This is a genomic window from Silvibacterium sp., assembly GCF_047605705.1.
Classification (GTDB): domain Bacteria; phylum Acidobacteriota; class Terriglobia; order Terriglobales; family Acidobacteriaceae; genus Silvibacterium.
Genome location: NZ_JASGFD010000006.1, coordinates 15,138 through 30,928, shown reverse-complemented (window position 1 = coordinate 30,928; position 15,791 = coordinate 15,138). Strand labels below are relative to the sequence as shown.

General features: G+C 60.7%; 13 protein-coding genes. 6 read left to right on the top strand and 7 right to left on the bottom strand.

All coding sequences use genetic code 11. From position 1 onward, the window contains the following. Window positions 1-74: 74 nt before the first annotated feature. Window positions 75-1,214: a glycosyltransferase gene (locus QM649_RS03510; RefSeq protein ID WP_415197625.1), complete on the top strand. Its 1,140-nt coding sequence runs from the start codon at window positions 75-77 to the stop codon at window positions 1,212-1,214. 61 nt (window positions 1,215-1,275) lie between these two features. Here QM649_RS03510 and QM649_RS03505 read toward each other — a convergent pair whose 3' ends face one another. Next, window positions 1,276-3,999: a carboxypeptidase regulatory-like domain-containing protein gene (locus QM649_RS03505; protein ID WP_415197624.1), complete on the bottom strand. Its 2,724-nt coding sequence runs from the start codon at window positions 3,997-3,999 to the stop codon at window positions 1,276-1,278. A 447-nt stretch (window positions 4,000-4,446) separates the two neighbouring features. Next, complete coding sequence (locus QM649_RS03500; RefSeq protein WP_415197623.1) at window positions 4,447-6,933, bottom strand: hypothetical protein; 2,487 nt, start codon at window positions 6,931-6,933, stop codon at window positions 4,447-4,449. A gap of 423 nt (window positions 6,934-7,356) precedes the next feature. Here QM649_RS03500 and QM649_RS03495 point away from each other — a divergent pair, with 423 nt between their 5' ends. The 3 genes from QM649_RS03495 (at window position 7,357) to QM649_RS03485 (ending at window position 9,631) form a co-directional block, all read left to right on the top strand. Then, window positions 7,357-8,040, top strand: a complete 684-nt coding sequence (locus QM649_RS03495) for a DUF4142 domain-containing protein (protein WP_415197622.1) — start codon at window positions 7,357-7,359, stop codon at window positions 8,038-8,040. Window positions 8,041-8,161: 121 nt separating this feature from the next. Then, window positions 8,162-8,968: a TPM domain-containing protein gene (locus tag QM649_RS03490; protein ID WP_415197621.1), complete on the top strand. Its 807-nt coding sequence runs from the start codon at window positions 8,162-8,164 to the stop codon at window positions 8,966-8,968. 84 nt (window positions 8,969-9,052) lie between these two features. After that, on the top strand, window positions 9,053-9,631 hold the full coding sequence (locus QM649_RS03485; RefSeq protein ID WP_415197698.1) for a LemA family protein: 579 nt from the start codon (window positions 9,053-9,055) through the stop codon (window positions 9,629-9,631). Between the two features lie 123 nt (window positions 9,632-9,754). Here the strand turns inward: QM649_RS03485 and QM649_RS03480 are convergent, their stop codons facing one another. Next, a complete protein-coding gene (locus QM649_RS03480; RefSeq protein ID WP_129206248.1) occupies window positions 9,755-10,105 on the bottom strand; it encodes an STAS domain-containing protein in 351 nt (116 codons plus the stop codon). Window positions 10,106-10,118: 13 nt separating this feature from the next. Continuing rightward, window positions 10,119-10,559: an ATP-binding protein gene (locus QM649_RS03475; RefSeq protein WP_415197620.1), complete on the bottom strand. Its 441-nt coding sequence runs from the start codon at window positions 10,557-10,559 to the stop codon at window positions 10,119-10,121. Between the two features lie 284 nt (window positions 10,560-10,843). Here QM649_RS03475 and QM649_RS03470 point away from each other — a divergent pair, with 284 nt between their 5' ends. Together QM649_RS03470 and QM649_RS03465 are read left to right on the top strand one after the other, a co-directional pair. Then, window positions 10,844-12,133 carry a magnesium transporter MgtE N-terminal domain-containing protein gene (locus QM649_RS03470; protein ID WP_415197619.1) on the top strand — a complete coding sequence of 430 codons (1,290 nt, stop codon included), beginning with the start codon at window positions 10,844-10,846 and terminating at the stop codon, window positions 12,131-12,133. A gap of 80 nt (window positions 12,134-12,213) precedes the next feature. Then, a complete protein-coding gene (locus QM649_RS03465) occupies window positions 12,214-13,452 on the top strand; it encodes an NRAMP family divalent metal transporter (RefSeq protein ID WP_415197618.1) in 1,239 nt (412 codons plus the stop codon). A 216-nt stretch (window positions 13,453-13,668) separates the two neighbouring features. Here the strand turns inward: QM649_RS03465 and QM649_RS03460 are convergent, their stop codons facing one another. The 3 genes from QM649_RS03460 to QM649_RS03450 all read right to left on the bottom strand — a co-directional run bounded on the left by QM649_RS03460 (window position 13,669) and on the right by QM649_RS03450 (window position 15,700). After that, a complete protein-coding gene (locus QM649_RS03460; protein WP_415197617.1) occupies window positions 13,669-14,097 on the bottom strand; it encodes a (deoxy)nucleoside triphosphate pyrophosphohydrolase in 429 nt (142 codons plus the stop codon). A gap of 5 nt (window positions 14,098-14,102) precedes the next feature. Next, the gene (locus QM649_RS03455; protein WP_415197616.1) at window positions 14,103-14,894 is read right to left on the bottom strand and encodes an ABC transporter substrate-binding protein; all 792 of its coding nucleotides are present in this window, start codon (window positions 14,892-14,894) and stop codon (window positions 14,103-14,105) included. A gap of 62 nt (window positions 14,895-14,956) precedes the next feature. Next, on the bottom strand, window positions 14,957-15,700 hold the full coding sequence (locus QM649_RS03450) for an HAD family hydrolase (RefSeq protein ID WP_415197615.1): 744 nt from the start codon (window positions 15,698-15,700) through the stop codon (window positions 14,957-14,959). Window positions 15,701-15,791 lie beyond the last annotated feature (91 nt).

The window sequence follows — 15,791 nt, the reverse complement described above, 5'->3', positions numbered from 1 at the left end:
TCGCGGCGGCCCGGGAAGGCAACATTCCCCCGTGGCCGTGCATGCTCTAATGGGGCCAGCACTCCCAAAATCGCATGCGTATTTTGCACGTAATTCCGTCTCTCGATCTCGCATATGGCGGCCCACCTGAAGGCGTACTCCGTCTCGCCGCCGGATATCTTCGCGAAGGGCACGAGGTCGAGGTCGCAACCCTCGATGATCCGCAGGCGGCCTTTCTCCGAGACCTGCCTTTCCCCGTTTCCGCGCATGGTCCGCGCAAGAACACCTATGCCCATTCGGCGACGTTGCTGCCATGGCTGCGTGCGAACGCAGCCCGCTTCGACGGCGTGGTGGTAGACGGCCTCTGGCAATATCACGGGCGCGCGGTATGGCAGGCTCTGCACGGACGCCAGAAGTATGCGGTCTTCATGCATGGCATGCTCGATCCTTATTTCAACAAGCCGTATCTCACCAAGTTCGCAAAGAAGTGGCCTTACTGGCTCTTCAGTGAATACAAGCTCATCCGGGATGCGCATCGCGTGCTCTTCACGACGGAAACCGAGATGCGTCTCGCGGCAAAGAGCATGAGGCCTTATCGCGCGAATGGAGTCGTTGTACCGTTCGGCACACCTGGACCGGATGCGGATTCCGATATCTGCCGCGAGGCGTTCCTCGCTCGCTGTCCTGCGATGAAAGATCGGCGCTTTCTGCTCTTTCTCGGCCGCATCCACCCGAAGAAGGGTTGCGATCTTCTCATCGAAGCATTCGCTGCCGCTGCTTCACAGGATCTCCATCTCTTGATGGCCGGTCCGGATCAGACCGGCTGGCAGGCCACGCTTGAGGCGCGTGCAGCGGAGCTTGGCGTTGCGGACCGCATCCATTGGCCAGGGATGATCGGAGGAGATGCCAAGTGGGGAGCGCATCTCTGCGCGGATGCCTTCATTCTTCCCTCGCATCAGGAGAACTTCGGGATTGCGGTGGCCGAGGCTCTTGCCTGCGGAACGCCCGTGCTGATCTCGGACCAGGTAAATATCTTTTCCGAGATCGAGGCAGACGGAGCCGCGATCATTGGCCGGGACACACTCGACGGCACTCGCAGCATAATCGAGCGCTGGGAGTCGATGCCGGCCATACAGAAAGAGACGATGCGGAAGGAAGCGCACCGGTGCTATGAACAGCGCTTCGACTCCCGGCGCCTGCCCTCGGCGATCGTCTCGCTCTTTCAGGCTGACTGAAGGCTGCTGGTAAAAAAGAGCCCCGGTTTGCACCGGGGCGTTGTCGTTCGCAAAACGAAAATTAAAAGTGGAATCCGACTTCCGCTGTCAGGGCTCGCGGACTGACGTAGTGCGTGCCGCTGAAGGTGGAGAGGAAGTTGTAGAGCGCGTACTTGTTGGTGATGTTCGTGCCCGTGAGTCGCAAGCTCCACTTGTACCGGTCGCCGTTGAAGAGATTGTCCTGGCCGACGGAGAGGTCGAAGAGGTTCCTCGGCTGGATGCGCTGAGGATTCTTGTCGTCATCTTCGGTACCCGGAGCCGGAATCTTCACCAGCTTCGAGGTCAGGCCCGCAGCATCGCACTGCGTAAAGCCGGAGGTCGGCGTGGCCTTTACACCATCGCAGATAAGACCGGCTTCGAACTGCTCATCGTAGGTGAGGCCGCTCAGGTCGATTCCCGGCCGTCCATCCGGCAGCGTAATGCTGGTGCTGGCGCAGGAGCTGTTTGGATCGGTGACGTTGTAGCAGGGAGCCGAACCGGCCACCAGGCCGCTGTCATACCGCCAGTTGAAGCCGACCCATGGCGAATGCTTGCCGGGGATGGTGTACTGCAGGTGCGTTGTCTCGTTGTATTTTTCGTCGTGGTCAATGCGGAAGGGATAACCGCTCTGGCCGACGGTGGCGCCTGCGCCCGCTACCTGCTGCGGGAAGAAGCGTGCCGCGACCGACGACATCACGACATACGCCGAGATGTTATGGAAGTTCGGCACATCCGCGCGCAGCGCGAAGCCCGGGATCTTCGAGTTGTGCCAGTCGATAGGGAAGGTGATCGGTGTATTGCCGAGCACGCTGAAATCGAAGGCATTGTGTGTGTACTTCCAGATGTAGTCGCCGCTGATCACAAGGTTTTTGCCGAAGGCCTGCTGCAGGCCGGCATGAAACTCATTGCGGAAGCCTGGCTGCATCGTGGTTCCCACGCCGGGCGTGCAGAGGAGCAGGGGCGAAAGCACGGCATTGCCGCAACCGATGCTCGAGAGCACGAGGTTCTCGTTGAACGGCGTTTCGAGGGTGCGTGCGTAAGAGGCGCGCAGCACCGTGTTGGTCTGCTTGATGGTGTAATCCAGCCCGACGCGGGGTTCAGCCTGATTGGCCTTGGTAAGGCCGTTGTACAGGTCACCGCGAATACCCAGGCTGAAAAGCCAGTTGCCGGCCTTGATCTGGTCTTCTACGTAGAGAGCCAGTTCCTTCACATCTGTATGACCGAACCAGTGATAGTAGCTGCCGCCACGGGTCAGATCGTACGGGCCGAGCACCGAAAGATAGCTGGAGTTTGCCGCAACCGGGCACTCGGAAGTCGCCGAGTAGCCAGCGATGGGGTTTCCGTCCGCATCCACACAGGGCGCGTTGTAGGTCGGGTCCACGATTCCCAGAGCATCGTTCTCCCGAAGGAATGTCTGCTCGTAGCGGGCGCCGATCTTCGCCGTGTTGATGCCCTTTGTCCACGAAAGATCGGAGTGCACGCCGGCATTGGTCAGCGTGCGGTTCTGCGCGATCGAGGAGGTCTGCAGGTTCGCAGGGCCGCGATCGGCCAGAGGATTGCCGCTCGGATAGTAGTTGTAGTCGTCCTTGCGGATGTAGGGCCCGAAGTTGAAGACCGAGTAGGGGCTGACGATTCGCGTATAGAGCGGCGCGATGTTGAAGGTCTCGATCTGCGCCTTCTGATCGGTATCGCCCACGTTGCCGATCACCGGGCTATCGGACGCACCGCCGCTGAGCACGTTCTGCACGTTGAGGTTGTCGTAGGAGTTCGGATTCTGGAACCAGGAACGGCTGTAGTTCAGGTTCAGATGCACCGAGTCCTTTGCGGAAAGCGTACGGTCGGCGCGGTCGAAGACGTTCTCTTCGTTGCCGCGGTCATGGAAGACCTTGAATTCCGGTGGATCGAGGAATCGCGAGGTATTCAGACCGTCGAACTCGAAGAAATTGCCCCAGTTTTCCTTGCCATAGCTCACGTCCACGGAGCCGGTTGCCGATCCAAAGGTGCCATACGAGCTGGTGATGCTGCCGGTAGGCTGTGTCACGCCCTGTCCGGAGCGGGTGGTCACGTTGATGATGAGGCTGGTTTTGTCGCCGTATTCTGCCGGCGGAGCACCGGAGATTACCTCGATCGACTGCACTGCGTTCGAGGGCAGCTGGTTCGAGAAGACCTTGCTCTGCTGGTCGGTGATGTCCTGTCCGTCGACCGAGAAAGAGTTCGAAGCGTGATCGCCCAGGCCGTGGAAGAGGCCGTTCGAGTCAGCCGCAACGCCCGGCGACGACATGGTCACGAGCGAGCTCAGACCCGAGGACTGGCTCTCGAGCGGAACCTTCTGGAACGAGTCGCGATCCAGATCGGTGTGCAGACCGGTGCTGTCTTCGATGAGGTCGCTGCCCGTAACGGTGACGGTGGTGGCCGCCGCGCCGACCTGCATGGCGATCTTGATCGACTGCGGAACCGTCGAGCGCACGACCACGTCCTGCGACTGGCTCGCGAAGCCCGCCATGGAGACGGAAAGGTGGTACGGATTCAGCGGCAGGTTGGTGAACTGGCTGTTGCCGCTCGCGTCCGTCTTCGAGGCGCGGTTGAGGCCGCTCACCGGGTTTTCAATGATGACCGTTGCGCCGGGAATCACGGCTCCGGAGGCGTCCGTCACGGAGATATTGACTGTGCCGGAGGATCCGGCGGACTGGGCGAAAAGAGAAACTGGAAATGCCTGCACCACGAGTGCAGAGAGGATAAAGACGAAGCATCGCACGAATGTGCGCATGGAAACGACCTCCCGAAAGTACAAATGAGTTGTAAGTCTGGTCCTGCTAGGAGACTAGGCGGGAATCAGGTTCGCAGGAGGAGGCCGGGAGGCCAGTTGCACAAAGAATCGCCGTATGGGTACGGTGGACCGAGCTTCGGCAGAAAGGGGTGCCACAGGCAGGCTGCATACGTTCAGCCGTACGGAGGTGGCGACCTGAATAACGTGGTGCGCTGAAATACAGAGCGAGCAGTCGTGGTCGGGCTGCCCCGCGGGATGACTGTGCGTCACCTGCACGATGCCCGCCGCAAGCACCAGCGCAATACAGAACACTCCCAGCAGAGCGAGCCAGGAGCGCCGTGAGCGCAGTTGTGCGAGCAATGGACGCATGTAACCGAATCATAACGTGGATTTCTACACGAAACAAACGGCTTCTGCGTCTATCTCGTGCAGTTTCCGCGACCGGCCTCAGTGCAGGAAGTCGAAATCCAGCAGAAAATGGCGTCCGTAATTGCCGAAGAACGTCCCGTAGAGTGGGTCGTCGATATTGTTATGCACCTGCAGCCAGTTGGAGTGGTTGGTCAGGTTGATGCCGGTAATCGAAAGCCGGATCTCATGCTTCGAGCCCACGTCGAGGTCCTTGGACATCCTGACGTTCGCGGAGAAATACCTCGGGTAGCGCGGCTGCAGATCGTCCGGCGTGATGACATAGTTCTGAAATTCGTCGACCGGCTGCCAGGTGAAGCCATCCCGGTATTCGATATGGGGTGAGATACGCATCTTCCACGGGAGAGTGGAGAGTCCCCAGAACAGGAAACGGTTCGGGATTTCCCCGGGTGTGCTGGCCTCGATCTCCTGCCGGATGACCGGTGCCGGGAAGTCGCCCAGATAGCTGGCTGCGTCCGATTCGTCGCCGCGAGCAAACTGCCGCACGTACGAGAAGAAGAACTGCCGCAGTTTCTGGGAGCCGATGCGGGCCGTGAATTCGGTCTGGTGCGTATTCAGCTCGCCCGATCCGCTCAGGACGTTGGCGTTCTCCGTCGCAGTGCTCTCGGGTGTGAGCGTTAACTGGCTCCGGGCCGCGGCGTTCACATATCTCAGTCGCATCGATAACGCGGGAGCGAAGTTGTGCTCCGCCTCGACGTTCCAGGCGATGCTGTAGGGCGCGAAATTGCCGGAGTGGACATCCCGGTCGACGAGCGCGAAGGCTGGCCCCGAGTCGGTGCCGAGCAGATTCTGGTAGATCGTCGGTCCCTGCGTGATGTTGCCATGGCCGTCGTAGGTCGTAATCACCTGCTCCGGATAGCTTTCGAAGGCATAGGTGTCGAGCGGCACAGTGTCGTAGAAGACACCGATGCCGCCACGGATGACGGTCTTGTTGTCGCCTGTGGGTGTCAGCGTGAACCCGGATCTCGGGGCCACGCGATTGGTATAGGTCAGCGACTGGGTCTCAGCTCGCAGACCCGCGTCAATCGCCAGGTGAGAGTTCAGAATCCAGTGGTCCTGCCCATAGACTGCGCCCTCGATGTCTTTCAGATCGAAGATGCCGTTGCCCTGGTAGGAGATTGTCCGAATGAGGCCACCCTGGGGGTTGTAGAGTTCGACCTCGCGATTCGTCACCTGGCCGCTGTCTTCGGCCTGGCCCATCACGGTACCGAACTGCAGCATGTGCTGACCGTGCCACCCCACGGGAGCGGGTGTCCAGGTTTCAAGCCACTGGAAGCGCGTCGCCTCGCGAGTCTGTTGATCGAAATAGCTGCCGGAATTGCCGGTGGGCGTGAGCTGCATGAGACCGTCTCCGCTCGGCTGCGGTTCGATGTTTGAGGCGTCGCGAATGCCGGCTACAGTCGACTCCAGCTCACCAGCGCCGAGCGCCAGTCGGTGCGTGAGGGCGCCTTCATCTTCCTGATAGTCCGCATTCGGGGTTACCGGCTCGGGATCAAAGTAGTTCAGGTTCGCGTACTCAAGGGTATGCGGCGCGAAGTGCAGAGTTCCGGTCAGAGAATTCCGGCTTCCGATCAGCGCATCCACCTGGGTGAACGAGTTGAACGCGTTGAAGACTGTCTCATCGTCGGGGAAGGGCAGCGTTCGTACTTCCGATTTGTCGAGGAGGTACTCTGCGCCCTCGGCCAGAAAGAGATGATTCTTGATCAGTGGCCCGCCTACGTTCAGACGCGGCGAGGCATCTTTCACCCCCACTAGATGAAGGCTGCGAATGCGGAAGTCCGGAAGCGGGTCATTCAGGTCGTAATCCCACTTATCGCCGCCGCGCTTGGTGTCGGCATTCACCACGCCAGTCAAAAAACTGCCGTACTGCGCCAGGTAAGGCGACTGCAGCACCTTCAGCGTCTCCACGCTGTCGACCGGTACGCTCAAACCGAAGCCCCCGGTTGCGGGATTGTTGACGTTGACCGAGTTGACCAGCAGTGCCGAATGGCTTTCGTCCAGGCCGCCAATCTGCGTACGTCCATCCGGCGTGCGCACAACGCCCGGAACCAGAGGCAGGGCATCCACCAGCGTGGCAGGGCGAAGAGGGCTTGCCTTCGCCTGCTCCACCGGGAGTTTGCCGGCGCCGCTGGTCGTCTCGGTCAACGGGCTCTCCGAACTTCCGGCTACCGTCACATTCTGTTGCACGGTCTGGGCACGGGACAGGGTCACCTCCACCGCCGCTCCGCTCTCTTCTTCCTGCTGCGTCACGTGTGCGGTCGCGGCAACATAACCGTCCCGGCTGATCTGCAAATCGAGCCCGCCTGCGCCTGCGGAGGCAGGGGTGGCTGCACAGGTCAGGACAACCTGTCCCGCTGCGTCGCTTACGCCGTTGCAGACCGTTGCGCCCGCATACGTTGCGGTTATCGTGGCGCCCTGCACGGGATTCTGGTCCTCGCCAAGGACGGAAACCTTCAGCGCGTGCGAATGCTGTGCCGTTGCGTGCGGGGAGAGAAGAGCGCTTGCCACGCAGAGGAGTGCGCCGCCTGCGCGCAATGAAAATGTCCGACTACATCCAGAGATCAATTCGTCCTGCTTGCTGCCATGCCTGCCGTGCGGCATGGAGCTTTCCCTGTGGGAGCGGCCCAATTGCCGGAGATGCGAAGTGGCTTCTCCTCTATAGACTCATGACCGGCCTCGGCGTTGCGAAATTCCATTTTCGCGGCACAGCCGGCATCCCCATGGGGGGCAGGGGATGCATCCCGGATCGAATTATTTTCCGCCGATTCACCGGATGAACATCCCGACATGTGCGCGAAATACGCCGCCAAATACGCGCCGTGGAGGCAACGCCAGCGAGCGCTTCCGGCATTCCTATAGGAGTTCGTATTTGTGGTCTACGTGAAAAAGGAAAGCTACAGGGCTGCCTGCCAGCCCGGGAAGGAAGCGCGAATGAAAACGATGCAGATGAAAATTTCTCCTCATGGAGCCTCCCGCACCATTCCGGCGGTTGCGGGCATGTTGTTGCTGGTTGCCGCGCCTCTATTCGCACAGATGAACGGCAGCGCGCAGAGCGGAGCGGCTGCGCAGCAACAACAACAGCAGAACTCGAGCATGACCCCTGGTTCCACAGCCGGTCCTTCGGATAATGGCGGCGCGGACACCGCTGCTATGCAGGATAAGGACTTTGTGAAGAATGCCCTCGAAGGCGGCATGGCGGAGGTGCAGCTAGGCCAGCTGGCGGCGCAAAAGGCAGCCAGCCCGGATGTACGCCAGTTCGGCCAGCAGATGGTCGCCGATCACACCAAGCTGGGCGACGCTCTGAAGCCGGCGGCTACGCAGCTTGGCGTGAAGGTGCCGGATCAGCCGTCGAAGAAGGATCGCGAGCTGATGGCCAAGTTGCAGGGGCTCTCAGGACAGCAGTTCGACAATGCCTACATCGCAGCCATGGTGAAGGACCACAAGAAGGATGACAGTGACTTTAAGATGGAAGCGCAGCAGTCGCAGAACCCGGGACTCAAGCAGTTCGCGGCGCAGGGCGATCAGATGATCCAGCAGCACCTGGCGATGATCGAACAGATCGGCAAGGCGCATAACGTGGTCGACGACAAGGGCAAGGCCGTCAACGGCGATTAGTATCCATGCGTCAGATGTAGCCTGGCTATGCTTCGTGCAGCGAAGGCGTCCCGTGTATGGGGCGCCTTTGTCGTTTGCATCGAAAACACTGAGCGGAAATAGAGGCCTTAAAATAGAACCGATGTCGAGAACGATCCGAGTTGCCGGCCGCCTGTTGCTGGCCCTGATAGTGGCAAGTGTCTGCCTGTCGCAGGTGGCTGCGGCCGAATCCGTGCAGAGCCTTCCCAAGCCGACGGATTACGTCAGCGATTTTGCGCACGTCCTGTCCCCGGATATGACGCGCAAGCTCGATCTGCTCTGTGGGCAGGTCGATCACGAAGCGGACGCGCAAATCGCCGTCGTCACCATCAACACGACAGATGGCGAGCCTATTCAGCAGTACGCCGTCGATCTTTATCAGGCATGGGGAATTGGCGGAAAGAAGACAGACCGTGGTGTGCTCTTCATTGTGGCCACCAAAGATCGCCGCCGTTTCATCAGCACCGGTTATGGGCTCGAAGGCATTCTGCCGGATGCGAAGGTCGGTGAGATCGGCCGGCAGATGGTGCCCCCGCTTCGCGCCAACGATTTCGATTATGCCTTCCAGATTGGCGTGGGGCAGGTCGCGCAGATCATTGCCGACGACGCGGGCGTGAAGCTTACCCCTCTCTCCTCCGCACAGCGGCGGCAGCAGGCGCACATCGGACTGGGCCAGCTTCTCATCTTTGGCATCTTCATCACCTTCGTTCTCATCTTTCTGGTGCGTGCCGGTGGCGGTGGCCTGCTTGGCTTCCTGCTCGGGATGTTCCTGGGCGGCGGAGGCCGTGGCGGTGGTGGATGGGGTGGAGGCGACGGCTTCGGCGGCGGCGGGGGAGATGGCGGCGGCAGTGGATTTGACGGCTTCGGCGGTGGCAGCACCGGCGGTGGTGGGGCCGGCGGCGACTGGTAACGCATGTGTTGGCCTGACTTTTTCAGGCCGATTGATAACATCAGACATTGGTTCGCGGATGTGAACCGGGAGAAACGTACGATGATGCGTCGTGGTTTGTGGGTCGCAATTGGTGTGGTAGTGGTGTTCGTCCTGATCGTGCTGATGATCTTCGGCAGCTACGTGAGTGCCAAGAATCAAATGGTCGCCAAGCAGGAGTCGGTCCACGCGGAGTGGTCGCAGGTGGATGTCGTTCTGCAGCGCCGCGCCGACCTGATTCCGAACCTCGTCGCCACCGTGAAGGGCTATGCCACGCACGAGGAGAAGGTGTTCGACGATATCGCCAGCGCGCGTTCGGCACTGCTCAATGCGCACGATCCGGATGGCAAGATCAAGGCGAACGGTCAGCTCGACGGTGCCCTCGGTCGCCTGCTCGCGCTTTCCGAGAGCTATCCGAACCTGAAGTCAAACGAGAATTTCCTCGCGCTGCAGGATCAGCTCGAAGGCACCGAGAACCGCATTGCCGTTGAGCGTCGCCGCTACAACGACACGCTGCGTGACTACAACACCTTCATCCGCCAGTTCCCGAACAGCATCTGGGCGGGTATGGCGGGCTTCCAGCCGGACAACGAATACTTCGAGGCCAGCGAAGCTTCGAAGACTGCTCCGGTGGTGAAGTTCTAAACTTTGCGATGGATGGTGGCCTCCTCAAGCCTGCTGCTGGTTCGAGTGGGGCCAAAGAAATAAAGCCAAACAGAAAAGCCACCCGGCGACGGGTGGCTTTTCTTGTAGCGTGTGTGCTCTGGCTTACGAGCGCGAGTAGGAAGCGATGGCCGAAGCCTCGTCGTCCTTCACATCGAATACGGTGTAGAGCTTGGTGATCTGAAGCAGGTCATGGACCTTCTTGGTGAGGTTGAGCAGCTTCAGTTCGCCGCCCTGGTTGCGAACCGTCGTGTAGGCGCTCACCAGCTCACCGATCCCCGAGCTGTCGATGTAGTTCACGTCCCCGAGGTTCAGCAGGATGTACTTCGAACCCTTGGCCAAGAGATCGCGAACCGCATCGCGCAACTGCACACTGCCTTCACCGAGGGTGATGCGACCGCTGAGATCGAGAATCGTTACACCGTCCACCTGACGGGTGCTTACCTTCATGCTCACGAAAAGTCCCTCCTTAGCTGCCTGATTGAGCCGTCCCCAGATGCTTGATGAGCGTCAACTCAGTGCCTGGGTGTAATTGCCTGAAGTGTACCTCATCCATGAAAGAGCGGATGAGAAAGATACCGCGCCCGGAACCGCGTAACAGATTCTCCGGGGCGAGAGGATCGGGAAGCGTTTCAGGGTCGAGTCCCTTGCCCTGGTCCGCAATGCGAATGACCAGGGACTTCCCGTTATTTTCGAAGGAGGCCGTGATCCGCTTTTCCGGATCGTAGGAGTTCCCGTGAAGAACCGCGTTGACGGCCGCTTCGCGCACCGCCATCGTGATCTTGAAGAGCTCGTCTTCGTCGATGCCGGCCTTCTTGGCCATCTCCTCGGCGGTCTGCTCGACCTTGTTGACGCTGTCCAGCGAGGACTCGAGTGTGTATGTGATACGGCCTGCCTGTTGTCCCGTCAAATGCTCTTCCTCGCAGTGCGGCATGACGTGCTATGGAGTGGTGTTGCCAACCAGCCTGTACGAGGCAGTTTGCTTGCTGGAACATCTAATGTCAAGCAAAGCGTTTACAGCACTGTCTTGGCGGATGCGACCACGCGATCTGTTGTGTGTAAGAAGTCACAGCAGCCCGTTTGGGTGGCCAGCAGGCGGCAAGAATCTTGTGATGGCACCACTTGCCCGGTCGATGCGTCGAATCGGTATAGACTGCAACGGGGAACGACGGAATGACGCAGGAACGCCAGCCTATGACCACGTTGACTTCGCTGATCGGCACACCGGTGACCGATGGACAGGGAAATCTGCGGGGCCGTGTCGCCGATCTCGCGGTCGGCACGGGGGAAGAGGCCGGTCGCGTGATGGGCCTGATTCTCAAAGGACGCGGAGGCCGCTCGCTGGTGTCTGCAACCGAGGTGCGGCAGACGCCCAGCGGCGCACTCGAGCTTCGCCCGGAAGCCTCGCCCCGTGTGCTCGCCGGGGATGAGAACTACATCCTCCTGCGCTACGACCTGCTCGACCAGCAGATCATCGACGTCCACGGCCGGAAGGTCGTCCGCGTCAACGATGTCGATCTGCAGTGGTTCAGTCCGGAGTCGGGAGGGTCGGTCCCGCACGGGCAATCTGTCGCAAGCGTCACGGACAGCGGGAGCTGGGACCTGCGCGTGCGCGAGGTCGAGGTGGGAATGCGCGGCGCGATCCGCCGGCTCTTCCAGAGCATCATGCCCCGGACGACGATCGACTCGCTCGCCCGCCGCTTTTCCGCCCGCGTGATTCCGTGGGATTTCGTCGACATGATCGAGGTCGATCCCGCGCGGCGCGTCAAGCTTAAGATCGAGCACGAACGGCTGGCCCAGCTCCATCCTTCGGACATTGCGGACATTCTCGAAGACCTGGCTCCTGCCGAGCGCGAGGCGATTCTTACGACCCTCGATGAAGAGGTCGCAGCCGAGGCGCTGGAAGAGGTCGATCCCAAGCTCCAGGTCTCCATGGTCGAATCGCTCGATTCGGAAACCGCTGCCGCCATCGTCGAGGAGATGGATCCCTCCGCTGCCGCCGATCTGCTGGCTGAACTCCCCGAAGCGCGTTCGGAGGCCATTCTCGAGGAGATGAATCCCGAAGAGCGGCAGGAGGTCGAGGAGCTGCTCGAGTTCCGCGAGAACTCCGCCGCCGGCCGCATGACAACCGAGTACGTTTCGGTTCCGGCCACGGCGTCGGTTGCCGATGCCATCCGCGCGTTGCGCGATTTCGACGGGTATGTCGAGACCATCACCGAGGTTTACCTCGTCGACGAAGAGGAAATCCTGAAGGGGGTCGTGCCGCTGGCCCGCATTCTGCTGGCCGTGCCGGAGACACGCCTCGAAGTGCTGACCGAGCTGCACTATCACGCCTGCGCCGCGGACGCGCACGAGAACAAGGTGGCCGAGCTCTTCGACCGCTACAACCTCCGCGCTCTGCCCGTGATCGACGCCAAAGGCCGCCTCGTCGGGGCCGTGGAGGCCGATCACGTCATTGCGTTCCTGCGCGCCGACGGCAGGTAGTGCGCTGTGTCTGATATGTTCGCCTGAGGGCTTCTGCTCGAGGCCTTACCCCACATTGCTTGAGTCTGCAGGAGCCTGTCGTGAAACGCTGGAGAACCCGGATACTGCTCTTCCTCGCCGTCCTCGGTCCGGGGTTCATTACGGCGAACGTCGACAATGATCCGAACGGCATCTTCACGTACACACAGGCGGGCGCGCAGTACGGCTACGAGTTGCTGTGGACGATGATCCCCATCACGCTCTCGCTCTATGTGGTGCAGGAGATGTGCGCGCGCATGGGCGCTGTGACGGGCAAGGGGCTCAGCGATCTCATTCGTGAGGAATTCGGCCTGCGCGTCACGGTGATCGTGATGGCGCTGCTCGTGCTCGTGAACTTCGGCAACGTCATCGGCGAATTCGCCGGCATCGCCAGCAGCCTTGAACTCTTCGGCCTGAGCAAGTACATCTCCGTGCCCATCTGTAGCCTGCTGGTCTGGTTCCTGGCCGTGCGCGGCGACTACAAGAAGGTTGAGAAGGTCTTCCTCGCGGCCTCGGTCTTCTACATCGCTTACATCGTTGCAGGCGTGCTCTCCGGGCCAAGCTGGCACACGGCCCTGGTCGACACTATCAAGCTTCCGCCGCGCTCCGTGTGGGGAAATCACACCTATCTCTTCATGGTGATCGCCGTGATCGGCACCACCATCGCGCCGTGGATGCAGTTCTACCTGCAGTCCTCGATCGTGGAGAAGGGCATTACCGCCAAGAACTACGCGGCCTCGAGGCTTGACGTGATTGTCGGCTCTATCTTCACCGACATCGTTGCCTGGTTCATCATTGTGGCCTGCGCCGCGACGCTCTACGTGCATGGCCTCGGATCGATCCAGAGCGCCGCGGACGCGGCGACGGCGATGAAGCCGCTTGCCGGAGCCTATGCGTTCCTGCTCTTCGCGGTCGGACTCTTCAATGCCTCGTTCTTTGCCGCCTCGGTGCTGCCGCTCTCAACGGCATACGTCGTCTGCGAGGGCCTTGGCCTCGAGTCCGGTGTCGATCGCAAGTTCAAAGAGGCTCCGGTCTTCTACTGGCTGTATACGATCCTGATCGCCGGCGGCGCGGCGGTAGTGCTGATCCCGGATTTCCCGCTCATCAAGTGGGCGGTCGAGTCCCAGGTCCTCAACGGAGTCCTGTTGCCGATCGTGATCGTGCTCATGCTGCTGCTCATCAATCGCAAGGACCTGATGGGCGAGCATGTGAACAGCCGGTGGTTCAATCTCGTCGCCTGGGTGACGGCAATCATCGTCAGCATTCTTTCCGTGATGATGATGGTTCACGGCAACAGCTGAGTCTTGTCTCTCTGTAGGGCATAGTTGTCATTTCGACCGGAACAGAACAGCATCTTTGTCCTGCGGGGTGGAGAAACCTGCGTTTTCTACCTGTACAGGAATCAACCGCAGACCCCTCCACTGCGCTACGCTTCGGTCGGAATGACAAATCGATGTCAAACGCAAAAGGGCAGCCCTCAACAGGCTGCCTTTCTACATTTTTTCTTTGAATGAAGCTTATAGAAGCTTGCCGGCTGCAAGGTCGCGGATCAGATCCCGGTCGGCGGCGAGGAAGTCATACGTCACCAGGTCGCGCAGGGCCACCCAGCGTACATCCTGGAAGATACGGTTCACGATTTCCTTACGGAAGGTATGCACGGCAAAGAACTGGAGGTCCACGGCGCCGCCGCTGCGGTAGGTATGCCGCGTCCGGGCGACGCGCACGCCGATCTCCGCATCGATTGCCAGCTCTTCGTCCAGCTCTCGCGCAAGCGCCTGCTCGGCGGATTCGCCGGCTTCGATCTTGCCGCCGGGGAACTCCCACTTGAGAGCCATCGGCTGGTCGGGACGGCGCTGGCAGATCAGCACTTCGTCCCCGCGCAGGATGAGCGCCGCGGCGACGTAGCGGATGGTTTTCTGGCCGTTTTGGGTTGCTGTTTCCTCCACCGTGTCTATAGTTTAGACGTTCCTGAGGAGAAATGCAGGATGCCTCGTCCCAAAGGCGGTTCGATGGTACCAAAGATGTCAGGGTGCAGGCATTGGCTCAGGGCCTTCAGGCCGTCGGTCAGCGTAGGCGCCGGGGTATTCAGCAGCTCATCCGAGATGCAATAGACGCGCCCCTCGCGCACGGCCCGCAGCTCTTCCCACGCTCGCTGCTCCACCACACGTTCCAGCGGCACGCGATCGCCCGCACCGCACCACGCCATCACGATGACGTCCGGGTCGGCCTGGGCGATGTCTTCCGCCTGCGTATGTGTGCCGGGCGCGCCCAGATAACTGCCGCCCGCAGCCTCGATCAGCTCCTTGACCCAAGCCTGTGAGTGGATGAGCGGCTTGCCCCATTCCTCGCAGTAGACGCGCGGCCGCACGAACTCCCGCGTGCGTGCCCGCATCCCTGCGATGGTCGTGTCCATGGCGGTTGCCATGGACTCGCCCTTCGCCGCCTCTCCAACCACCGAGGCAACGAGACGGATGTCTTGATAAATGTCTTCGAGGGTATGAGGGGCCAGGGCCAGTACCGGATGCCCGGCGCGCAGAATCGCGGCCAGGGACTCGATGCGGTAGGGAACCGAGGCGATGACGAGGTCGGCTTCCACTGGCAGCAGATCCTCAGGCCGGGTCGACCATGAATCCGGAACGATAGCCAGCTTGCGCCCATGCAGCTCGGGTACCGCTTCGAGGCAGTACCGCGTGCATGCAGCCAGCGTGTCGAGACGCCCCAGGTGGCGCAGAAGGATCGACACACTTGGCTGCAGCGAGATCACGCGCATTCAGAAAGAGGATATGGAAATCAGGAGTGAACTCTCTAGAGTTTCTGGTCTGCGAGCACGGCTTCCGGATAGAAGACTGTCCAGCCCCGCTCCGCCGAAATCGACGAGAGCACGGGTGTGGGATTTACCGGGAAGGCCTTGCGCGCGATGGCCAGCATTGCCGCATCGTGGACCGAGTTGCCGAAGACCGCATCCGGTGCGGGCACTCCCGCTTCCACCAGGCCGGAGGCCTTCGTCTCATCGGTCGGCACGGCCAGCAGATGGCTGGTGATGATGTCGCCGTCGACGCGGACTTTGGCTGCGAGCACCCGCGACGCGGGAATACCGAAGCGCTTCACGCCTTCTTCAATGACCCAGTGATTGGTCGAGCTCACGGCCCATAACTCCACGCCGTCCTTCTTGAGCTGCGCCAGCAGGTCACGCATTTCCTCGAAGATGTGCGCTTCAATGTGCTGTTTGAAATAAACCTCGGCTGCATGGCGAAGCTCTTCTTCATGCAGGCCCGCATAAATCTGCACCATCTCGCCGCACATCTCGGCCTCGGAGACTTCGCCCGCGCGGTATTGCCGGTAGCGAGAATCGATCCAGTCTGCGGCGTTGCGCGAAACCAGCCCGGTCTCGATGGACCAGATCATGAAGCCGTAGCCGGCGTCGCCGCTCCATAACGTGCCGTCGCAGTCAAACACGGCGATGGCCGGCGAAAGCGAAAGTACGGCTTGCTCAAACTCTTCGGTCTGATAGCGGGCAGGGGATGTGGGTACGGTCGTCAAGATAGCCATGCTCCTCGTCCTATTGTGCGCGAGAGATACGAAAATTGCATTACTGGATATAAACAGACCCGAAATGTGAATCGCCGGAATGAAGGGATCG